At 41.3% G+C, this 21,068-nt stretch carries 24 protein-coding genes; 12 read left to right on the top strand and 12 right to left on the bottom strand.

The window, feature by feature from the left end; translation table 11 throughout:
* Positions 1-507: 507 nt before the first annotated feature.
* From CS921_RS11195 to CS921_RS11165, 8 genes are all read left to right on the top strand, one after another.
* Positions 508-1,059, top strand: coding sequence for an SH3 domain-containing protein (locus CS921_RS11195; RefSeq protein WP_162921752.1), 552 nt, complete (start codon positions 508-510; stop codon positions 1,057-1,059).
* A 277-nt stretch (positions 1,060-1,336) separates the two neighbouring features.
* Positions 1,337-1,621, top strand: coding sequence for a hypothetical protein (locus CS921_RS11190; protein WP_099223930.1), 285 nt, complete (start codon positions 1,337-1,339; stop codon positions 1,619-1,621).
* Between the two features lie 18 nt (positions 1,622-1,639).
* Positions 1,640-1,813: a hypothetical protein gene (locus CS921_RS15575; protein ID WP_162921751.1), complete on the top strand. Its 174-nt coding sequence runs from the start codon at positions 1,640-1,642 to the stop codon at positions 1,811-1,813.
* Between the two features lie 90 nt (positions 1,814-1,903).
* A complete protein-coding gene (locus tag CS921_RS11185; RefSeq protein ID WP_099223928.1) occupies positions 1,904-2,371 on the top strand; it encodes a hypothetical protein in 468 nt (155 codons plus the stop codon).
* 38 nt (positions 2,372-2,409) lie between these two features.
* Positions 2,410-2,955 carry a hypothetical protein gene (locus CS921_RS11180; protein ID WP_099223926.1) on the top strand — a complete coding sequence of 182 codons (546 nt, stop codon included), beginning with the start codon at positions 2,410-2,412 and terminating at the stop codon, positions 2,953-2,955.
* Between the two features lie 19 nt (positions 2,956-2,974).
* Positions 2,975-3,316 (top strand): hypothetical protein, encoded by a 342-nt coding sequence (locus tag CS921_RS11175; RefSeq protein WP_099223925.1) that lies wholly within the window; start codon positions 2,975-2,977, stop codon positions 3,314-3,316.
* 56 nt (positions 3,317-3,372) lie between these two features.
* Positions 3,373-3,717, top strand: a complete 345-nt coding sequence (locus tag CS921_RS11170; RefSeq protein ID WP_099223923.1) for a hypothetical protein — start codon at positions 3,373-3,375, stop codon at positions 3,715-3,717.
* A gap of 432 nt (positions 3,718-4,149) precedes the next feature.
* Positions 4,150-4,641 (top strand): AAA family ATPase, encoded by a 492-nt coding sequence (locus tag CS921_RS11165; RefSeq protein WP_099223921.1) that lies wholly within the window; start codon positions 4,150-4,152, stop codon positions 4,639-4,641.
* A gap of 238 nt (positions 4,642-4,879) precedes the next feature.
* Here the strand turns inward: CS921_RS11165 and CS921_RS11160 are convergent, their stop codons facing one another.
* The 6 genes from CS921_RS11160 to CS921_RS11130 all read right to left on the bottom strand — a co-directional run bounded on the left by CS921_RS11160 (position 4,880) and on the right by CS921_RS11130 (position 11,865).
* Positions 4,880-5,947 carry a hypothetical protein gene (locus tag CS921_RS11160; protein WP_099223919.1) on the bottom strand — a complete coding sequence of 356 codons (1,068 nt, stop codon included), beginning with the start codon at positions 5,945-5,947 and terminating at the stop codon, positions 4,880-4,882.
* A gap of 242 nt (positions 5,948-6,189) precedes the next feature.
* Complete coding sequence (locus CS921_RS11155) at positions 6,190-6,516, bottom strand: DUF898 family protein (RefSeq protein WP_099223917.1); 327 nt, start codon at positions 6,514-6,516, stop codon at positions 6,190-6,192.
* Between the two features lie 162 nt (positions 6,517-6,678).
* The gene (locus tag CS921_RS11150) at positions 6,679-7,860 is read right to left on the bottom strand and encodes an MFS transporter (RefSeq protein ID WP_099223915.1); all 1,182 of its coding nucleotides are present in this window, start codon (positions 7,858-7,860) and stop codon (positions 6,679-6,681) included.
* A 15-nt stretch (positions 7,861-7,875) separates the two neighbouring features.
* Complete coding sequence (locus CS921_RS11145) at positions 7,876-8,367, bottom strand: PTS sugar transporter subunit IIA (protein ID WP_099223913.1); 492 nt, start codon at positions 8,365-8,367, stop codon at positions 7,876-7,878.
* A gap of 583 nt (positions 8,368-8,950) precedes the next feature.
* Positions 8,951-10,276: a 6-phospho-alpha-glucosidase gene (locus CS921_RS11135; RefSeq protein ID WP_099223909.1), complete on the bottom strand. Its 1,326-nt coding sequence runs from the start codon at positions 10,274-10,276 to the stop codon at positions 8,951-8,953.
* Positions 10,273-11,865, bottom strand: a complete 1,593-nt coding sequence (locus tag CS921_RS11130) for an alpha-glucoside-specific PTS transporter subunit IIBC (protein WP_099223907.1) — start codon at positions 11,863-11,865, stop codon at positions 10,273-10,275. The genes CS921_RS11135 and CS921_RS11130 overlap by 4 nt, the downstream gene beginning before the upstream one ends.
* A 239-nt stretch (positions 11,866-12,104) precedes the next feature.
* Here CS921_RS11130 and CS921_RS11125 point away from each other — a divergent pair, with 239 nt between their 5' ends.
* The gene (locus CS921_RS11125; protein ID WP_099223905.1) at positions 12,105-12,908 is read left to right on the top strand and encodes a MurR/RpiR family transcriptional regulator; all 804 of its coding nucleotides are present in this window, start codon (positions 12,105-12,107) and stop codon (positions 12,906-12,908) included.
* Between the two features lie 33 nt (positions 12,909-12,941).
* Here the strand turns inward: CS921_RS11125 and CS921_RS11120 are convergent, their stop codons facing one another.
* The 6 genes from CS921_RS11120 to CS921_RS11100 all read right to left on the bottom strand — a co-directional run bounded on the left by CS921_RS11120 (position 12,942) and on the right by CS921_RS11100 (position 18,728).
* Complete coding sequence (locus tag CS921_RS11120; protein WP_099223903.1) at positions 12,942-13,904, bottom strand: L-threonine 3-dehydrogenase; 963 nt, start codon at positions 13,902-13,904, stop codon at positions 12,942-12,944.
* A 99-nt stretch (positions 13,905-14,003) separates the two neighbouring features.
* On the bottom strand, positions 14,004-15,194 hold the full coding sequence (locus tag CS921_RS11115) for a glycine C-acetyltransferase (RefSeq protein ID WP_099223901.1): 1,191 nt from the start codon (positions 15,192-15,194) through the stop codon (positions 14,004-14,006).
* Between the two features lie 238 nt (positions 15,195-15,432).
* Complete coding sequence (locus CS921_RS11110; RefSeq protein WP_162921750.1) at positions 15,433-16,302, bottom strand: D-alanyl-D-alanine carboxypeptidase family protein; 870 nt, start codon at positions 16,300-16,302, stop codon at positions 15,433-15,435.
* A 102-nt stretch (positions 16,303-16,404) separates the two neighbouring features.
* Positions 16,405-16,809, bottom strand: coding sequence for a VOC family protein (locus CS921_RS11105; RefSeq protein ID WP_099223897.1), 405 nt, complete (start codon positions 16,807-16,809; stop codon positions 16,405-16,407).
* A gap of 69 nt (positions 16,810-16,878) precedes the next feature.
* Positions 16,879-17,043 (bottom strand): hypothetical protein, encoded by a 165-nt coding sequence (locus tag CS921_RS15570; RefSeq protein ID WP_162921749.1) that lies wholly within the window; start codon positions 17,041-17,043, stop codon positions 16,879-16,881.
* 65 nt (positions 17,044-17,108) lie between these two features.
* The gene (locus CS921_RS11100; protein ID WP_099223894.1) at positions 17,109-18,728 is read right to left on the bottom strand and encodes a putative polysaccharide biosynthesis protein; all 1,620 of its coding nucleotides are present in this window, start codon (positions 18,726-18,728) and stop codon (positions 17,109-17,111) included.
* Positions 18,729-18,978: 250 nt separating this feature from the next.
* Here CS921_RS11100 and licT point away from each other — a divergent pair, with 250 nt between their 5' ends.
* From licT to CS921_RS11085, 3 genes are all read left to right on the top strand, one after another.
* Entirely contained in the window at positions 18,979-19,824 is an 846-nt protein-coding gene (licT, locus tag CS921_RS11095) for a BglG family transcription antiterminator LicT (RefSeq protein ID WP_099223892.1), read from the top strand.
* A gap of 196 nt (positions 19,825-20,020) precedes the next feature.
* Positions 20,021-20,470 carry a VOC family protein gene (locus CS921_RS11090; protein WP_099223889.1) on the top strand — a complete coding sequence of 150 codons (450 nt, stop codon included), beginning with the start codon at positions 20,021-20,023 and terminating at the stop codon, positions 20,468-20,470.
* 113 nt (positions 20,471-20,583) lie between these two features.
* Positions 20,584-20,982, top strand: coding sequence for a MerR family transcriptional regulator (locus CS921_RS11085; protein WP_099223887.1), 399 nt, complete (start codon positions 20,584-20,586; stop codon positions 20,980-20,982).
* Positions 20,983-21,068: the final 86 nt, after the last annotated feature.

Raw genomic sequence — 21,068 nt, 5'->3', positions numbered from 1 at the left:
TGTAAGTCTTAATTTTATTACAGAAGTAAAAAACTACAATCCAGATCTCATATAAAATATATGAAAATAATGGTTTTTGCATTAATTTTGCATTCTTATTAAACTAAGTCCTTTGAAACATTGGTACTGAGCGGTTTATTGATATAAGTTACACGATCGCCAGCTCCATTCCAGTGATTTTAAACAAAATAAAAGAATCTCTCGAAGTCAGTTATATCAACCGATTCGAGAGATTCTTTTGTTTTTGGAAGTGAAAGAAAATGATAGGAATGCAAAACTTTTTGCATTATCGAAAATGCCCACCCTGATTGGAATGGGAAGTTCTATGATGCTGACTATAACGTATGTGTAGAATTAGCTACACAGCTACTGAAAAAATATGGTTTATCTCATAATGACCTTTGGCGGCATTCGGATATTGTGGGTGCTGCCTACAAAGATTGCCCGCGCTACTACACAAAGAATCAAAGTGAATGGAATAAATTGAAAGAAGACGTACGAAAGAGAATGGGAGGATCCAGCTCTTCTGGATCAAGTAGTCAATATACGATTCCACCATTTTCAGAGGCCATTGGTACGCTAGAAACCAAAATGGAGATGAACGTGCGTAGTGGTCCAGGAACACAATACAGCATTACTCGTATTGCGCCGAAGGGTTCCGGCCATTCTGTTTATGAAAGTCGTGACGGCTGGTATCGAGTATCCAGCGGGGAATGGATCTCTGGAGGTTCACAATATGTTGCTTACAGCAAGAAATCTAATGCTCCGGTCAAACCTGTCCCTGTTACTAATAAAGGGCAGTATGTCTTTTTCCCGGCAGATCAAGGAACTTGGCGGGTTTATCCACTTTCTGCCCCAGCTTTGCAAGCACAATACAGCATCGGAACGATTAATCCGCCACAATTTGGCGGGCTGACATATGCTGTGAAAAAAGATCGCAGCGGTTGGGATTATGAAATTAAAACGGGAGCATTTGGACGAGTAAGGGTCTATTGTCATCCTGATACAGGAGCAAAAGTCAGTTGGAATGGCTCAGGCAACTGGCCAAATGTCCAATAGTTAAAAGTATCCGCAAGACTGGTGTGCTGACCCTCTGCTATTAGGCGGAGGGTTCTTTTTGAGTTTTCTCTTGAATGTCTATCTTTGCTCCCCAACAGCAAAGGTGATTTTTCTGTACAAATATCAAAATAACATGCGCTATTTTTGGAAATTACGCTTATATTTGTTGTTCGCGACAAAAAACGGCCATTTCATTATTTTTTTCGTTTTTGATAACATTTGTATAGTACAATAAAACATGAACAAATGTGAAGAATGAAAAGGAAGGCGGGAGAAGATGAAAGAAAAATACATAGTTATCTCTTTAGGTTTTCTAAATCTCATTATTTTGTTACTACTAGTGTTTTTTGACATTATTGCTAATAAAAACTTTATGGTGAGCGTCGTTGTAACGGGTTGTCTGATTTTGATATTAATTATTTCGACTATTTGGTCAATAATGAAATCGCTATCACAAAGTTTGAATAGACTGACACTATTTATTATTTATGGTTCTATTTTTACAAATATTGCTTTTACTATGATGCTAGCTTTTTATTATTTTGCAGGTAAACCATTTTAAGAGGAGAGGAAAAAAGGGATGAAAAAACTACTTAAAATTAGTATTTTACTGTTTGCACTTGGATTAGTACTGTTAGTCATACCTCATAAAATAATGGCGAATGAATTCAATTATGAGGAATTACTGAAACAAGAATTGATTGATGATTCTATTAGTCAAGAAGAGTGGGACCAATTTGTATTATCCGATTAATCGGCCAATATTGATGATAACAATGGAGAGGCTCCTTTAGCAAAAGAACCAAATAGCAATATGCTGAGGAGTTCGTGGGGCGGTTACAATATGCAAAAAGGCGATATACTCGTAACGGATAACGGTTTAGGTGGAATAAGCGGTCACGCCGGAATCGCTATTAGTGCAGAGCATATTTTAACCATTAATGGATATTGGAATACTACAACATTAGAACCTCTAAGCACTTGGATGAAGAAAAATGCAGGTAGTAAAGGAACTACTTGGGTTAGACGGCTGAAAAATACGACAATCGCTTATAAAGCTGGTGATTGGGCGTATAAGAATTATTGGAATGCGAGTGGCGGAACTAAACAAACTATTAGACCATCGTATGGTTTTAGGGGAAGCAGATATGACAAGAACCCGACTTACTGCTCTAAAATTGTTTTACAAGCGTATTATTTTGGATCAGGTAGTGCACCTGTTGTAAAAGTATTTCCAAGTCTAGTCGCACCAAGAGATTTACATACTTACTTCAGTTCTTCTTATTATCCTTATCAAGTAGCAAAAAAATAATGAAAAATTAACTCTCATTTGTTAGTGCTTTTGGAAAAATGAGTGCGGAGGATGCTGCGAGATATAGTAAATTCTGGGATGATGTCTATGAAGGAAAAACTGTCAATCAACGAATGGGTGTTGATGACATACAATTAAATCGAGTAGGAAAACAAGAGTATGAATTTTCTTCTTATGATCCAGATCCTGCTAAGGCAGTTAATGGGCCAGGAAAAGAGTCCCATCCGAAAGAATGGAATGAGACAATCAACAATCTTGAAAAAGATGGGGTAGAGATAATTTCTAAAGATAGTAATGGTAGTATTGCTTATGCCCCCAAATCTGATTTTAGAAATCCCCAGATGATTATTTCGGATGATGTCTCATATAGTGCATTAATGCATGAACAGCAGCATTATTTAGATGATATGGAAAATGGATTCCCTGGACCAGCTTTCAGTTATCAAACTCTTAATAGATGGAAATCAGAGTTTAATGCTTATATGAGGGAGATAAAGATTGCTGAAAAAGCAGGGAATAATAAATTAGCTGGACAATTATACGAGAATTATATAAGAGAAAGAAAACAATTGCTTGGTTATTAATTAAAAATGAGGTGTAGAAATGGAATCATGGATTAAAATGGATAGAAATTTACGTGAAAAAAGTTATACAAATAGTGATTTATTGAGATATTTGAATCAAGAAAATGAAGGAGTTCTTTACAATACATTTGTTGCGATTGCAGAATCTAAGCCAGAAGATATGGGAATTATTGAGCGGGTTAAACAAATTGCGAGTGGTACAGATAAGCTATCTCAACGTGGGGTGCCAGGAGCTAGTCTTCGGATGGTAGCAATTGCAACTTTAAAATCACTAGGCATGAACGATTTTTATGAAAACCTTACTGATGATGAAAAATTAGATGTCAAAGGGATTTATTATCAAGAAAGTTGGCCAAAGTAACATAAAATATTTAATATTGTTAATTCATACTTAAGAAACCAGAAATTGGGTGGAATATGAGAGATATTGAAGAATTAAGCATAATTTATGATTTGTTTATTAGTGAATTAAAATTCTTTTCAAGCGCCTTCGATACACAGTATGAAAATTTAAAACATACAGCTATGGCAGATGAGCTAGCTTCAGATTTTTCAGAAGTAGAAACAGATCGAGCTGAAATATTGTATCAAAATGATTGGATTACAGAGAATCATTTTGCGCTAGTGAAAACTATAAATAAAACGTTAGATGAAATGAATAACAATAACCTACTTTGGTCAGAAGAAGCTGTCAAACATGCTAAAGAATGGGAAGAATGCCGTCAACTAGGAAAAGAATTGTTAAAGGATTTGGGTTACTAAAACGGAGGGAATCAGGTTTAAGCAATACTACTCGAAAGAAAAAATATTGTTTTTTTTGCATTCTTATTAAACTAAGTCCTTTGAAACATTGGTACTGAGCGGTTTATTGATATAAGTTACACGATCGCCAGCCCCATAAAAAAGACGCCGTGAAGTGCTGGTAATGTGCACTTTTCAGGTGTCTTTTTTTGTTTGACCGTCTTAACACTTTGAAAGCATAGGTAAAGAAATTCTTTGTGCTAGAGACTAAAATTAAGTGAAGAACTGAATAATTCAAAAGTTTGACATGAATGAGCAGGCGATTAAATGTTATAATGGAACCAACGAAATGTAAGCGTATTATTTTATCTGGAAACTCAGTGGCTATAATGTTTACTGGATAATCCCAAAACAATTAGTAGCTCGTTTCTTCAAGGATTCTGGGAGGTGACTATGGCTAAAATTATTTTGATAAGAGGGAATTCAGGAAGTGGGAAAACAACAGTGGCTAGAAAATTGCATTCTCTACTGGGGGAAGGGAATTTGCTGATTTCTCAGGATGTTGTTAGACGTGAGATGCTGAATGTGCCGGACAAGCCAGATAATTTGGCAATTGGGTTAATAAAAATGATGATCGAATATGGAAAGGGAAATTGTGAATTTGTCATTATTGAAGGAATACTAGCGAAAAGTAAGTATGGAGATATGCTGAGAGAGGTATTGGTTAATTGTGACAATGTCTTTACTTACTATTATGATCTCACTTTTGAGCAAACACTTATAAGACATCATACAAAATGCAATCCTGGCTTTGCTGAAAAAACGATGCGTTCCTGGTTTTTAGAAAAAGATTTGCTAGGAATAGAAAATGAACAAAGCATCACAAATGATGTAAGTGTTGATGGGATGATTGCGCTTATAATGGCTGACTTAGATAAAAAATAGTAGATGCAGCTTCTAGAAAATACTACAGGAGGGGTCACCATGTTTGATACAATTTATACGATCATTGTATTTTTTCTTCCAGTGTTAGTGATTATTGGTGCTATAGTGCTTATAAAGCGAAATTCTAAAAAATCATAGATACAGAAAGAATAAGCGTTGTTGATCTTAATAACTTTAAAAATCTGTTCAAAAAACAAGAATCCGAATGCGACCGGATTCTTGTTTTTTAGAAGTAAAATTAATAACATTTCGAGCAAGGTGTCAGGCCGCGAGCTTTGGCGTCAGCTAGTGTTGTAGGTGTGTATGTGCCATTGCCGCATTTATGTGTATGATACTTAGAACCAGTTGGTGTCACCAATACTTGCGTTGTGTCATCTGCATTCTGTGTTGGTTGCTCGGCTTGGGCGGAGGAACTGCTACTGCTTTGTTGTTGCTGGCTGGCAGCTGCAGCTTCTTGCTCTTCTTTAGCTTTCTTAGCGTCTGCTTCATCGGCTGCCTTCTTTGCCGCCTCTTCTTTTGCTGTGACTTTGTCGTTGATACTGCTTATTTTACTGTCATAGTCCTGGATATTTAGATATTGATTGCTGTTGATATAATCTTTGGCTTTATTCAAAGCGTCTGCTGTGACTTGTTGGTCTGCCTCGTTTAATAGCTTGTCTGCTTCGGCTTTTGCGGCAGATGTATTATTTGCCTCGGTAATTTTTTTGCTGATAGTGTCAATGTCATTTTTGTAAGAATCTATGTTTAAGTACTCGTTATTTTCGATAAAATTTCTGGCTGCATCCAAAGATTCCGACGATAATGTGGAGTTCGCTGTACGAATCAAACGGTCGGCTTCGGTTTTTGCAGAGGTATTTGTGTAGAGTTTTTGAATATTGATTTCTTCAGAGTAGGTAACAACGCCATCTTTGACATTGCTGCCTTCAATATTTTCACCGTTAGAGCCGATCTTGGTTTTTACCGATTTTTTCTGTTTGGATGGTTTTAAGGAAGTGTAAGTAATCGTATATTTTCCGCTATCAAGATCTGTGAAAGTTTTCTTAAGTGTTCCGCCAGATTTAACGGAAGCGGTCTTTTCCTTTGAATAATTGTCAGTGCTGCTCGTGACCTCAATCTCAAATTTCATATCTTTTGGTAATTCGGTTTCGAGTGAAGTGTTCAGTTCGCCATTTTCATAGGTGGTCTTTGAAACAATATCACTGCTGAATGTTCCATCCGCTGATACAATATTTGCCAAACTCCCATAGGCAAATAAAACAGCCATAATTACCCAGAAAAGCTTCTTCTTATAGAATTTAGTTTTCATTTTTCGTCTCCCTTTTATTTTTTTTGATAAAAATCATCGTCATATTATGGATTATTTGTAAAATGTATTTATATTCACAAATAAATTATAAATAACATGAATTTTTATCACCCTATAAATTAGTTTAACAGAAAGTATTTTATTTGGCATTTTTCAATAGTTAAATTTGTGGGATTTTACAGGATGTTGCATGAATAATTTTGCACCTAAAAAATCGAGCCTATAAAAGACTCGATCCGTTGTTAATAGTCGTTTGCAAAAGTAGTATTTCTTGCTTTCCAATCTTCTAGCTTAATAAATACCCAAAAACCGTAGATTCCAACTGTAATAATTGTTAATAACAGCCATTTGATCCAATTACCAAATAGGCCTACTGCTGAGCCTGTGAAGCGCATGCGCCGACCTTCGATGACAGTGTGGTTGATTTTCCAACCATAAATCATACAAAGCGCCCATGGGTAACAAATTCCTAATGTACAAATCGTAATAAGTCCACCTAAAATCGACCAGCCGATAAATTGCAAAAGCCCGCCATCAAAAAAAGAAGTTCTGCCTTTCCATGTCTCCATCCTTTTTCCCTCCCATCCTTATATCTGTGCTAATTTTACCATAAGCTGACCGATAAATCCGATTTATTTTTAAGAAAAGCTACTTCTGGGTTCGATTTGTGACATAATAAAAATCCTAGAAAATCTGAATCGGAATTTTCTAGGATAATGTTATTCTTCCTTTTATTGCAGTTGCAAAATTTGTGCTTTTTGTCTGCTTTCATAAATTCGCAACAAGAAAAATGCGATGACTGGCAGGAGTGAAAGCAGTAATAAGCTGATATTGACAGATGTGAATTTTGTCAGTGCGCCGGCGATCGTTGGGACAATCAGTGAAGAGACGCCGGTGAAAATGCTGAGTGCGAATAGTTGGGCGGTGGACTGCATTTTGGCTGTGAAGTTCTGTAAAATCAGTTGTTTGGAAGCAATCATCAAAATGGGTGTGGTCAAAAATTGAAGACAACTAATGAGAATGATTGCCCAAACATTCTCAGCAAAAGTAAATAGAAGAAACTGGATGGTCAGCGTGATAGCTGTGATTCGCAGGAGGGTATAATTGCTGAATCGCTGCATGATTTTTTGACCAAGAAAATAGGCGGGAATCTCAAAAAGCGATTGGACGGACCATTTGTAGCCAATTTGAATATCCGAAGCGCCGAGTGCCAGCATCTTGTCGATCACGGTAATATTATTTGCCACAATCACGCTGTAAAGTAGAAATAATATCATAATTAAAAGAAGATAATTTTTATTGGAGATGAGTGCTTTAAAATCGGCTAGTTGAATTTTTTGCTGAGCTAGTAAAGGGTGTTTTTCAATATCACGTAATGAAAAAATCAGCAGCAATGTACTAGTCGACAAAAGGAAGATGCCTGCGCTTAGCCCGAGGTAGCCATGAAAGGATAATAAAATTGATAAAAGTACACTGCCGAGCGCCCACCCGATCGAGCCGAACGCCTTGATGAAGGAAAAATTCATCTGGATGGGGTGGCTGCTTTTTAGTACCCACGTATCCGCTAAGCCTGTACAAGTGTTGATTAAACCGCCGCTGAGGGCAATTAGCATGAAGTGGATGCCAAAGATGGGCATATCTGTTAAATAGAAAATACACGTTGCAGCCAGAAATAACGCCATAAAAACAAGCATGAATTTTTTAATCGTTTGAAATTTATCGGCAAAAAAACCTATCGCGATTTGTAGCAGGATCGTCGTGATTGCATAAGAAGAGAGCAAAATGCCTCGTTCCATTTCATCGTAACCAATCTTGGAAAGAAAGGGCGTGAATTGTGTCATTGAAAAAGAAAAAGCCATGTACATACATAAATAAAGCAGTGTGAATCGGTGGCGTTGTTTGGCATCTTTCACATGGATTCCTCCTGATTACTTTTCTGTACAGGTAATGATGACGGTTTGATTCGCCGTTGCCTGTGTGCCGGTAGTTGCTGTTTCAAGTTGCAAGTGATTATTTTCAAGCAAAATGACGGGTGTGATCAGATTGAGTCCGCGTTCTTCTAGCAAAGCGCGATCCAAGGTCAACAACAGGGTGCCGGCCTTGACGGTTGTTCCAGCTTCTACACATGCAGAAAAACCTTCGCCGTTCAGCGTTACTGTATCCAGCCCAACATGGATGAGCAATTCATAACCATCGTTTGTAATAAAACCAACTGCGTGTTTGGTTTCAGCAATAAATGATACTTGACCATCAGTGGGAGCGAAGACTTGATTGCCTGTTGTGTCGATGGCAATTCCGTCGCCCATCATTTTATTGGAAAATACTTCATCTGGAACTTCTGACAATGCTGTACAAGTCCCATCAATCGGTGCTAAAAGGGCAACGGATAATTTTTTCTTCTTTTTAAATTTAGAAAACATGTAAAGTAACCTCCTAGTGAATTTTTAAAGCGAAACGAAGAATAAAAATGAAAATTGCGACAAGAAAAATATAGGTCATGACAATAAAAGATAGATTTTTAAAACAGAGAGCCGGCTTTTTTAAACGAATGCTGAAAATAGCAAGACCATATTCCCGCTGAATATACCAAACGAGCAAAGCGGCACAAAAAAGATTCATCAGTAAGAACTGAGAAGCTGTGAGAAGGAGCAGCTCGAGTTTTAAAAGAGAATCTGTCTTGTTCTGCTGGCTTCTTTGTCGAATTTGATGGGTAACAAAGCCGCAGAAAAAGAAGCTGAGAAACATAATAAAATATAAAGTATAAATAGGATTCTGCCGAACAGGCTCAAGAGGTCCCAGATTTGTTTGCCAAGAAATCAGCACGAGATACAACAAAAACAGAACGGGAGCGGCAAAAAAGATGGTCTCTGTCATAAGCAAAATTCTAGTAGATGTAAAGGCCCTTTTTAGTGAATCGAATAGTGTTAAAATAGAAATTCTCATATTTATTCTCCTTCAAGGATGGGACGAGCTGGTTATTTGCCAACTCGTCCATTTTTTCGCTTATTTTAGTTCTGGCCAATACGGTTTGTTGACTTCAATCAAATCATCCAGAATGTCTTTGGCAACTTTGGCACTTGGGACAGTTTTATTCATCGTGATTGCCTGCCAAACTTTTTGATAAGATCCTTCTACCCAGCCTTCGACAGCTAGTTTTTCGGAAGCGACCTGTTGTTCCATCATGCCTTTTTGGAAATGCGGGATTTTCCCCATGGCAAGTGGTTCATAGCCGTTTTTGCCAACGATACAAGGGACCTCGACCATCGCATCTGCTGCAAAATTTTCAATCGAGCCGTTATTTTCTGTGATCAGAAGCATCCGTTCTTTCGTGTTGAATGTTAAGGCTCTCGCCAGGTCGACAATGAAGGAAGCATGCTCGTTGGAATGGAAAGTTGTATCTTTGGCTGAGTTTTCCCGAACGATCCGTGCACATTCGGCGAACACTTCTTTTTCGCGACCATCAATAATTTCATTGGCACGTGTGTAGTCCTTATTGGCATGGGCAACCGTTTCATCCGCCATCAAATAGTATTTCAGGTAAGTGTTCGACAAGAAGGCCGGTTCAATTTCAAGCAGTTCTTTGCCGGCACGCATAGCCTCCAGCCAGCTCTCTTCTTTATGCTGACCAGTAGGGGTGTTTTCGGTGTAACCCTGCTTGGCAACATGTGCTTTGATTTTTGGCATCAGATCGTTGCCTTCATGATCTCGAATACTTGTCCACCAGCCGAAGTGATTCAGACCGAAATAGCGAACCTCCATAGCTTTGCGGTTCTTAAGGCCGATTGTTCGAGCCATGATATCTTCCAGGCAGATCGGCATATCGCAAATGTTGATGACTTTGGAATCTGGGCGCAAGCGTCGTGTTGCCTCTGCCACAATAGCTGCCGGATTGGAATAGTTGAGTAGCCAAGCGTTTGGCGAATAGGTTTCCATATAGTCGATTAGTTCGATGATGGGGCCAATTGAGCGAAGTCCATATGCGATGCCGCCTGGTCCACAGGTTTCTTGACCTACGACACCGTGTTTCAGCGGAATTTTTTCATCTTGTTCGCGCATGGCATATTTGCCGACTCGAAGTTGTGCCATGACAAAGTCAACATCTGTGAAAGCCTCTTCTGGATCGGTTGTATAGGAGAAGGAGATTTCAGGCGAGCGTTCGCGAATAATGATTTCACAGGCCTCAGCGATCTTTTCTTGTCTTTCTTTGTCATTATCATAAAATTTGATTTGGCGTACTGGGAAGGTTTCTTTTGCTTCCAGTAGCATGACGACGATTCCGGCCGTGTAAGTACTTCCTCCACCGGCGATTAGAATGGAACTTTTTTTCATGAATTTTCATCCTCTTCTTTTAATAAATTTTCAAATTCGGAACGAACAGATGGGACGGATAGCCCGACGATGATTTGAATCGCTTGACCATTTCGGACAACGCCATGAGCGCCAGCCTGTGTGAACTGAGCATCAGGTCCCATTAGCGCAGCATCTTTTAGAGTCAGCCGGAGCCGCGTTGCACAGTTGGTTACGTCTATGATGTTGTCTGGACCACCAAGTGCTTCCAAAAATTGCGCCGCTTTTTTCTGATTTGGCTTTTCTTTACCTTTTTTATTCTTTTCTTTTTTCTCTTTATAATCAGCTTTCGTATAGAATTTCGTTTCGTCTTCTTCAGGCTCTCTGCCGGGTGTTTTCAGATCTAGCTTTTTGATAATGAAAACGAAAATGATGTACCAAAGAAAGGCGAAAATGATGCCGATAATAATTTGAGTCACATAGGTCGGCCAGTGGTATTTCCAAAGTGGCAGCCAGTTGACGGCAAACCAGTTGATCAGTCCGCCGCCGAAATCCCCCACAACACCAAACGCATAGGCAACTGTCGAAGCGGTCGCAGCTAGAAGCGCGTGGACAACGAATAAAACAGGTGCAACGAATAGGAAGGTGAATTCAAGCGGTTCGGTAATGCCGGCAAAGACTGCTGTTGCGGCCACTGGAATCATCAAGCCAAGTACGGCTTTTCTTTTTTCGGGACGAGCCGTTTTGTAAAAAGCGAAGACAATCCCGATTGAACCGAACACTTTGGACATACCGGAAAGGGCAAAGCCGCCAGCTGGGTACATTTCTTTGAGTGAGTGTGCGGTCGTTTGGAAATCGCCAAGATGTGTTGCCCAGTAGGCTGCCATTCCACCAGGGACAACGGCATTGTCATATGCAAACGGGGCGTAAATAAAGTGATGTAATCCAGTTGGAATCAGAATTTCTTGCAGGAATGAGTAGACCCACACGCCGATATTGCCGCTTGCGATGAAGAAATCTTGCAGGCCAAGCATTAGGGACTGGAAATATGGCCAAACAAATGCAAATAGGAAAGCGATTGGCAGCATGACAATAAAGCCTAAGATCACCACAAAGGATGTGCCGCGAAAAACGCCGAGAACTTCTGGCAGTTCTGTATCAAAGTAACGATTATGCAGGTAAACGACGATGCCTGAAATGATCAGTGCGCCAAACATCCCCGTGTCGAGCGTTTTCACACTGGCAACCATTGCAAGACCACTTGTGCCGCCAACTTCTTGTGTCATATCGACCCCGAAGAAGCTGCCCCAAGTCGTTAATATAGCTGCAAGAAAATAATTGAATGTAATGTAAGTAACAAGTGCTTCCAAACAAGCTCGCCCGCTCTCCTTTTTGGCCAGCCCGATCGGCAAACCAATAACAAAGAGTAGTGGCATTTGCCGGAAAACAGTCCAGGCTCCTTCAGCGATAACGTTCCAAACCTGATACCACAAACTGTCAGGATCTGCTAGTCCTCCCATAATATCTGGATTCATAAATAAAATAGCAAATCCGACGACAATTCCGGCGAATGAAAAGAGTAGCACTGGTGTAAGCATGGCTCCGCCAAAGCGTTGCACCTTTTTCATCATATAGGTAAAACCTCCTTTTTATTTTATAAGACGTCTTATTACTGTATATTGTAGTGGTGGTGAAAGGGCTTTACAATACGTTCAGGGCATTTATCTCATCATTTCATAATTGGGGATTTTTCACAAAAAACGGGATATTTCACATGGGGTTTTAAAAAAGGTTTCTTGAGCCGTCAAGTCTTTAATGCTACAATAAATCAGAAAGCGTTACCAAACACATGAGAAGAGGGAATAGCGTCATGAAACTGGAAGAACTGGTGAACAGGTATTACGATCGACTGAATGAAAATGATCTTCATATTTGGACATATATTCGAGCTAACAAGGAAAAATGCTGTTCCATGAGTATTAATGACCTGGCGGCAGCTTGTAACGTTTCGCGAACGACCATTCTTCGTTTTGCCAAAAAGATCTCTTTTGACGGCTATAGTGAGCTGAAGGTGCATATCAAGCTGGATCTTGAAAAGGGGATGAAAATGGAAAATGATTCGGTGGAGCTGATTGCAGAAGGGTATACTAGGACGATCGAGGAAATCAGTAAGAAGGATTTTTTGCCGATCTGCCGGCTTATCCATCAAGCCAAGCGGGTGTTTATTTTTGGCTCAGGAGATTACCAAATGGCTGTAGCGCGTCAGCTGAAACGTCTTTTTTTGCATGGTGGGGACTGCTTTTATGACTTTGACGCGATCACTTTGAATAAGGAGTTTTTTAATATCGTCGAAGCAGATGATCTGGTGATTTTGATTTCTCTAGATGGTGAATCTGAAAATGTCGTATCTGTGGCCAGACAGTTGAAGCTGATGAACGTTGCTGTTATTTCAATCTCTAAATTGAAAAATAGTACACTGGCAACACTTAGTAAAGAAAATATCTATATTAAAAATACAAGCATTCATTTTGACAACAAGAGTTCGCAAAGCTTTGAGTCGACGGCGAGCCTATACTTGGTTGCTGAACTCCTATTTGTCAAATATAATCTCTATAAAAATCAGCGAATAGTCGCTGAAAATGAGAAAAAAGAGCCCGGAAACTGCGCTTTGTGAAAAAGGAGGCGCGTTTTCCGGGCTCTTCTATGTTTATGCAGTCGTGCTGCCGAGTTTTTTGCTCAATTTTTCAAGCATGTCTTGTGTCATGGTATCCAAGTCGTAGGCGGGGGCAAAATCCCATTCGTCCTTGGCGCAGCGGGCATCTAGTGAATTCGGCCAGCTTTCAGCAATTTTTTGCCGGACTGGATCTACTTGATAGTCCATTTTAAAATCAGGCAGATATTTTTGAATGGAAGCAGCAATTTCGGCTGGTGAAAAACTCATCGCTGTAATATTAAAAGCATTGCGATGAATCAGACGAGCCGGATCTGCCTCGAGCAGCCGTACAATCGCCTCGATCGCATCAGGCATATACATCATGTCCATGTATGTGTCTGCCGCAATGTACGAGGTGTAGCGGTTTCGTTTGATTGCTTCATAGTAAATGTCGACCGCATAGTCGGTCGTCCCTCCGCCGGGTAGCGTCTTATGGGAAATCAGACCGGGAAAGCGGACGCCACGCGTGTCAACTCCGAACTTGGTGTAATAATAGTCGGCCAACAGTTCGCCAGCTACTTTGGTGACACCGTACATGGTCGTCGGGCGCTGGATGGTATCTTGCGGTGTGTGATCAGCAGGCGTTTCCGGACCAAAACAACCGATTGAGCTTGGTGTGAAAAATTTCAAATTTAGTTCGCGAGCTACTTCCAGTGCATTCATTAAACCGCCCATATTGAGCTGCCAGGCAAGTTGTGGCTTAGCTTCGGCAACAGCTGACAGGAGAGCGGCTAGATGAATCAAGGTGTCGACCTGATATTTTTCAGCTAGCCGGTGCATGGCACGCTGATCCATCACATCCAAAATTTCAAAGGGGCCATGCTCAAGCAGCGGACTTCCTTCAATGCGGCGAATATCTGTTGCAATCACTTGGTCGTTCCCATAATCGCGGCGTAATCGCATGGTCAGCTCCGAGCCGATTTGACCGAAGCAGCCGGTAATTAAGATTTTTTTCATCATTCATCCTCCAGAAATACGTTCTTTCAGGGAAGAAATTCCAGCAGGGTGTCAAAAATCCAAAAGAAAAGCGTCTGTCGCAAGGAATCTTCACAGCCTTTAAATCACGCCTAATTCTTTGCCGACTTTGGCATAAACAGCTAGCACCTCATCGAGCATTTCACGTGTGTGTGCGGCGGTCGGCATGTTGCGTACCCGGCCGGTGCCGCGTGGGACTGTCGGGAAAACAATCGCTTTTGCATAGACGCCTTCTTCAAGTAGCCGGTGCGAGAATTGCTGCGTTAGGTTTTCGTCTCCGATGATGCAAGGCGTGATGGGGGTCTCTGAATGGCCAATATCAAAGCCTAGCTCCTTCAAGCCGTTTTTCAAATAGCGGCCATTTTCCCACAAGCGTTCGATCGTCTCCGGACTATTTGCCATAATGTCGAACGCTTCGATACAGGCAGCAGCCGAACTTGGCGTAAGCGATGTCGAAAATAGAAAGGGTCTCGCCCGAACCTTCAGCCAGTCGATCAGCTTCTGACTGCCCGCCACATAGCCGCCCACCACGCCGACTGCCTTAGAAAGTGTGCCAATTTGGAAGTCAATTTTGTCCGATAGCCCAAAATGTTTGACCGTTCCAGCACCAGCGCCCATTACGCCTGAACCATGGGCATCATCAATATAGGTGATCAGCCCGAATTCTTCTGCAATTTCCACGATTTCCGGTAGCTTGGCCACGTCTCCATCCATCGAAAAAACGCCATCACAAATATACATGACTTTTTCATATTCGCCGCTTTCAGTCGCTGCTTTTGCCAGTTCGCGTAAGTGAGCCATGTCCTGATGACGCGCCCGAATGATTTTGGCACCGGACAAGCGGCAGCCGTCAATGATCGAAGCGTGATTCAGCTCGTCCGAAATGATCGCATCTTTTTTCGTCATGACAGCAGAAATAGCCCCCATGTTGCAGTTGAAGCCGGATTGAAAAGCGATGGCAGCTTCTGTATGCTTAAAGGTGGCGATTTTTTTCTCCAGCTCGTCATGGATGCTCATTGTGCCGTTGATCGTCCGAACAGCCCCGGCTCCAACGCCAAATTCGTTCGTTGCGGCCACTGCTTTTTCTTTCAGACGTTCATCATTTGCAAATCCCAGGTAGTTATTGCTGGAAAGATTGATAAGTTCACGGCCGTGGATTCGTATTACAGCTCCATTTGGCCCTTCCAGTGCGTCAATTTCATTGTAAAGACCTTGTTCACGTAATGCTTCCAGCTGTGGGCTTAAAAAAGCATCTAATACTTTACTTGTCATACCTGATTCCTCCTAGTGTTCCGCTAAGAACCCGTTCCATTTTTCAGACTGTACAAGAGGTGCCCTAAGTTATGTATGAAGTAAAACATCGTTGTCAATTCTACAATGCCACTTGCTTGAAAAAATAGCAACTAGTTTAGTCGCAAAATAGCAAAGGAAGAAAATTCAGTAAAAACAAATAAAAATATCGTCAAAAAAATAGCCTTTCCGCTGAACAGAAAGGCCGGTATCGAACGCATTATTTATTTTCATCAAATCCGTATTTTAAGAGTGTTTCAGCTGTTTGGAAGCGCAAATCTGATTCTTTTTCGCCAAGAACAACCACAATCATTCGTTTGTCATTTTGCTTGGCTGTCCCGATAAAGCAGTAGCCAGCCTCATCTGTAAAGCCAGTTTTAAGACCGTCGACACCTTTGACCGTCCCGTTTGTCAACATTTCATTAGTAGAGGGAAGGTAAGTGCCATCACTGAGCTCCACTTCGGATTGCTTGGTAATGGAAAGAATTTCTGGATATTTATCAAGTATTTCTTTACTTAAAATCAGCAAGTCATGCGCTGTGGAGGTAGCTGCAACGCCGTTTTTATCTAGTCCGCTTGCACTCACATATTTGGTATCATTCATCCCAAGTTTTTTAGCCGTTTGGTTCATTTTATCCACAAATTTGTTTTTAGCGATCGCATAGCCAAGTGTTTCTGCCGCATCGTTTGCTGAGTAAACCAGTGTGGCATTCATCAAATCATCCACTGTGTATTCTGTATTTCCGCTGATTCGACCGAGCGATACGGCTTGTGCATCATTCAGCGGTTCAAGTGTCAAGGTTTCATCCCAGCTTAATTTGCCATCTTGAAGAGCATCATATGCAAGATAAACAGTCATCAATTTGGAAATACTGGCAATCGCCAGCGGTTCATCTTCATTTTTCTTGTAATAAATCGAGCTATTTGTATAATCTAACGCAGCTGCGCTTTTCGCGCTGACAGAAGGACCATTCCCAGTCATTGTGCTGACGGAATTTTTGATTTTTGTTGAACTCGTACTCCCCGAGAAGAAAATATACACACAACCAGCAATAAGAATAATAATAAGTGCAAAGACGAATTTTTTCATGTTTCTTCCTCCTTTTATAATACCCATTATAGGTCCGAAAACTCAAAATGGGACTAAGGAAATAGAAATAAAAGTTAAAGAAAAAATCCGTCTCTCTTTAAATTAAGAAGGAGCGTGCATCGTCATAATTTCAAACAGGTGACCATTTGGATCATAAAAGCTGCGGTAATACATGAAGTCGTCCCCCTGAGGGTCCATCGCTTTTTCTGCACCGTTCGACACTGCGGCTTCATAGATTTGGTTCACTTCTTCTTTTGATGAAAAGGTCAGTGAGACAATATGGCCAGTTTTGGCCGAAAAGTCCGCCACTTCTTTCCGCGTAAAAGTTTTGAAAAATGGTTCCGTTAAAAGCATCAAAAATGTCGACTCATTTAAAACAAGACAGGCCGCCTTTTCATCGCTGAAATCCATGTTGAACTCGAAGCCGAGCGCCCGGTAAAAGGCCATCGTTTCCTCCACATCGCGAATCGGTAAATTGACAAATGTTTGTCCAGTTGTTCGTGCCATCATTTTTCCTCCTTTTCACATAAAAGACCTCGGGCTAACGATAAAGTCAGCACGAGGTCGATGATTTTGCTAATCTAATATTCTCCGGTGGAACTGCTGTTTAATATCCTTGGCAGGCGGCTGTTTCACACTGGTTTTCGTAAAGGTTTGCTTTTTCTGGTCACTTGGCAGGGCATCTTTGATCTTAGGAGTTTCGAGTGCTGGGCTAGTCCGGTTCGACATCACTTTCGGCATTTCAATATCCTCCTTTAAAATCTGTCTGAGTTATCCTTTACCCTGTATGTTTAAAAAGAAACTAGTTAATTTATCCGCAATTTCTGGCGCAAAAGGTCCCCGCGTCCTGGGAAAATTTTATCAAATAGACGCGTTTTGAGGCTCAGATAACCATAACTGAAAACCCCAACTGGCACGCAGATCAGAAGAAGCACAACCGAACTTAAGCGGTGCTCAGGACTGATAAACTGGCTGCAAAGTAGATACACGAGATAGGTCGCAATCAACATGCCGACGTTTAGGATTAGAATGCCGATCGTTCGCTGGCCAATCCGTTTAAAGGAATAGTGGGCATATTTATGGATAATGATCAATGTGAAAATGACCGAGACGGTATAACCAAGACCAGTGGCCATTAGTGCCCCTTTTGTTCCCATTAAACTCATCAGCGGCATTTGCAATACGGATTTGACAAGGAGACCGAGCAGGAGACTCAGTACCGTAAAGCGCTGTTCGTCAATTCCCTGCAAGATCGCGGCGGTCACGCTAAACAATGAGAACAAAATGGCGATCGGTGCATAAAAGGCTAAGATGTCCGTACCAAACGCACTGTACCCATAAAAGATTGTGTAGATCGGCTCAGCCAAAAGGGCAATCCCCAGACAGGCTGGCAGCGTCAAGAAAAGCGTCATCTGCAAAACGTCCGTCAAATTTTTATGGACAACCTGATATTGCTTTTTAATGAATGCCGATGAAACGAGCGGAACGAGTGCTACCGAGAAGGAGAGGGCAAGCGTTCCTGGAATCATCACGATTTTCTGTGCGGAAAGGTTGATGACCCCCAGCTTGTCCTGCGCATCCTTCGCTGTATCCCCAAGCCAGACCATAATCCGCTGGAAAGTGAACAGGTCATACTGCTGATAGAGTGAAGAAGCAACCCCGACAATGATAAAAGGGATGGCGGTCACAATGATGCTTTTATAAAGCGCTGGGATTGAAATATGAAGCGTCCCTTTGTCCGCCTCGTATTGTTTCCGCAGATAGGGCCGCCGTTTAAAGTAGTAGTAAAGCAGACAAAGCATGCTGGCAATCGCACCGATGAAGGCGGAAAAAGTCGCGATGCTCATGGCTGTTACAATTGAACCGTCCAAAACGTGAAGGACGATATATGTTCCGGAAAGCAGGAAAATAATCCGTGCCAGCTGTTCGATCACTTGGCTGACAGCAGAGGGTGCCATGGAATAATGACCTTGGAAGTAGCCTCTGAAAAGACTCATGACAGGAATAATGATCAGTGCAAAGCTGACAGCCCTCATGACCATCGTCACGTCTTGAGCTGTAAAGCCATCGCTGTTACTTGTCACCTGCATGACCGCCAAAATAGGTGCTAAAGCGTACATGGCAATGAATGTCAGAACGCCCGTAATCAGCATCAAGAAAATCCCGGAACGGAAAAGTTTGCGGCTGACAGCATATTCTTCAATCGCATTATAGCGGGCGATATATTTGGCAATCGCTAGCGGGACACCTGCCGTTGCGATGCTTAGAAAAATTTGGTAGGGTACATATCCGTAATTGAAAAGAGCGGCATTTTCTTCGCCGCCAATAATCCAGTAAAAAGGAATAATATAAAGTATGCCAAGCACCTTGGACAAAACTGTTCCAAAAGTAAGGATGGCTGTTCCGCGCATTAATTTTGAAGCCAATTTCTTCATCCTTTTCTTCGTTTTTCATAGATTACTTTATCACGAAAGCAGAAAAAAAGCGACATATAATCGTCAAAATGGGGTTGCAAACGGTTACTTGATAGACTATAATAAATTGAGTATAGAAGGATTGTTACTGTTCGGCAGGCAAAACCTGAATTAATTTGAATACTACAAGTGCGATGAATCATGTATAATTGTAGTAATCAGATTAGTTTGGGTTTTTTTCTTTTGAAAGGGTGGAAAAAACATGGTGATAAAGAAAATACTCAACAACAATGTCGTCGTGGCCGAAAATTCTGGTGGTAAAGAAATCGTCGTGATGGGTCGCGGACTAGCTTTTCAAAAGAAGATAGGAGACATCGTGGATGAAAGCTGCATAGAAAAAACTTTTGTTATGGAAACAAATGAGCTGTCGGAAAAACTGTCTGAACTTATTAGTGAAATCCCTATGGAACATCTGAAAGTCGCCGATGATATTGTGAGCTATGCCAAGGAAGCACTGAATGCGGATTTGAGTGACAATATCTATCTTACTTTGACCGATCACATCAATTTTGCCATTTCCCGTTATAAGCAAGGCATCAATTTGAAAAATGCACTGCTTTGGGAAATCAAGAAATTCTATCAACCGGAGTTTCAGGTAGGTTTGAAAGCTCTCGGAATCATTCAAGAACGTCTAGGTTTTATTTTGGATGAAGATGAGGCTGGTTTTATTGCTCTTCATATCGTCAACGCGCGGCAAGACGGTCAGCAAATGACCAACACGCTGGCGATGACACAAATTGTTCAGGATATTTTAAGTATCGTGACCTACCATTTCGGCATGATGTTGGATGAGACCTCCCTCAATTACACACGTTTTGTGACGCACTTGCAATATTTTGCGCAAAGGATGCTACGTAACGAAGTGATTGAATCGGGAGACGACTTTCTTTACGAACAGGTTCAGAAAAAGTACCCAGAGGCATTTCGTTGTACTGAGAAAATTAATGCCTATCTCGTCAATACGCATCAAACCAAGCTAACACGAGACGAGCAAGTTTATTTGACGATTCACATTTATCGCGTAACAGAGCGCAATACGCTTCATTGATTTACCCGTAAGATATTTTAGAAAAAAACCCACTTTGCTTTCATCCAAGTATACGCATGGCAGTTAAAGGCGATTCCTTCATTAACATGTAAGGGAATTGTCTTTTTGTCTTTCCCTTGTAATAACAATTAACGATCTTTTCCGTTATAATGAGGTGGAGCGACCTGCTCAAGTATGAAAACAAGAGGTGGAGAAGATGGCAAATTTATATCCGTATTTGGCATTTGAACGCGCAAAAGAGGCACTGGCATATTATGAAAAAGTATTTGGTGCAACAAACATCACGAGAGTTCCCGTCACAGAGGAGCAAGCGAAACAATTTGGCTTACCTGCTGAGGAATTAGATAATTTGACCATGCATGCCGGATTTACCATTTTAGGGACGGAGCTATTTTGTGCCGATTCGTTTGGCAATCAGATAGCGCCCAGCAGACAAATCTCGCTAATGCTAGATGTGAACAGTGAGGATGCGGCGGCTGCAAAAGAAGCAGATGACTTTTTTGAAAACGTGGCAGCTTCTCCCGATGTGGACGTGACCATGCCTTTTGAAGAACAGTTCTGGGGCGGAAAAATGGGGCAGTTCACGGATAAATACGGCATCACCTGGATGATTCATTCACAACCGTATTCTAAACTTGGCAAATAAATCGTCACGAGAGGTCTTGGTGTAGCCACCGGGGCCTTTTTATCTGACTTGACTTGCAGGCTACGCGAAGTGTTACAATAGAAGAAATAGAGCATGGAAAAGGAGGGCGGCAGGTGAATATTACACAAGTTGCCAAAGAATATGAACTGACGCCAGATACGCTGCGTTATTATGAAAGAATCGGCTTGATTCCGCCGGTCAATCGGTCGGCAAGCGGCAACCGCGACTATACGGAAGAGGATTTGAAATGGGTCTTTTTTGCCAAGTGTATGCGCGGAGCTGGACTTCCTGTAGACATGCTGATCGAATATGTCCATCTGTTTCAGCAGGGAGATGACACGCTGGAAGAACGCCGCGAACTTTTAAAAGAGCAGCGCGACAAGCTTCGAGAGCGGCTCGTTGAGATGCAGGCCACTTTGGAAAAATTGGAAAGTAAGGTCGAAAATTATGATCAGCGCCTGTTGAATCGTGAACGAGAATTGTACGGTAAGCAGGCTACAGTAGTTGAATAAAGGAAAACAGCGTTCAAAACAGCTTGATTTGAATGCTGTTTTTCATTTCCTAGAGCTAAAAATAGTTGTTCATTTTTCGGAAGATC

This window comes from Listeria costaricensis (genome assembly GCF_900183385.1).
Taxonomy (GTDB): domain Bacteria; phylum Bacillota; class Bacilli; order Lactobacillales; family Listeriaceae; genus Listeria; species Listeria costaricensis.
Note: the sequence above shows the minus strand (reverse complement) of the source record. Positions and strands in the feature narration are given on the sequence as shown.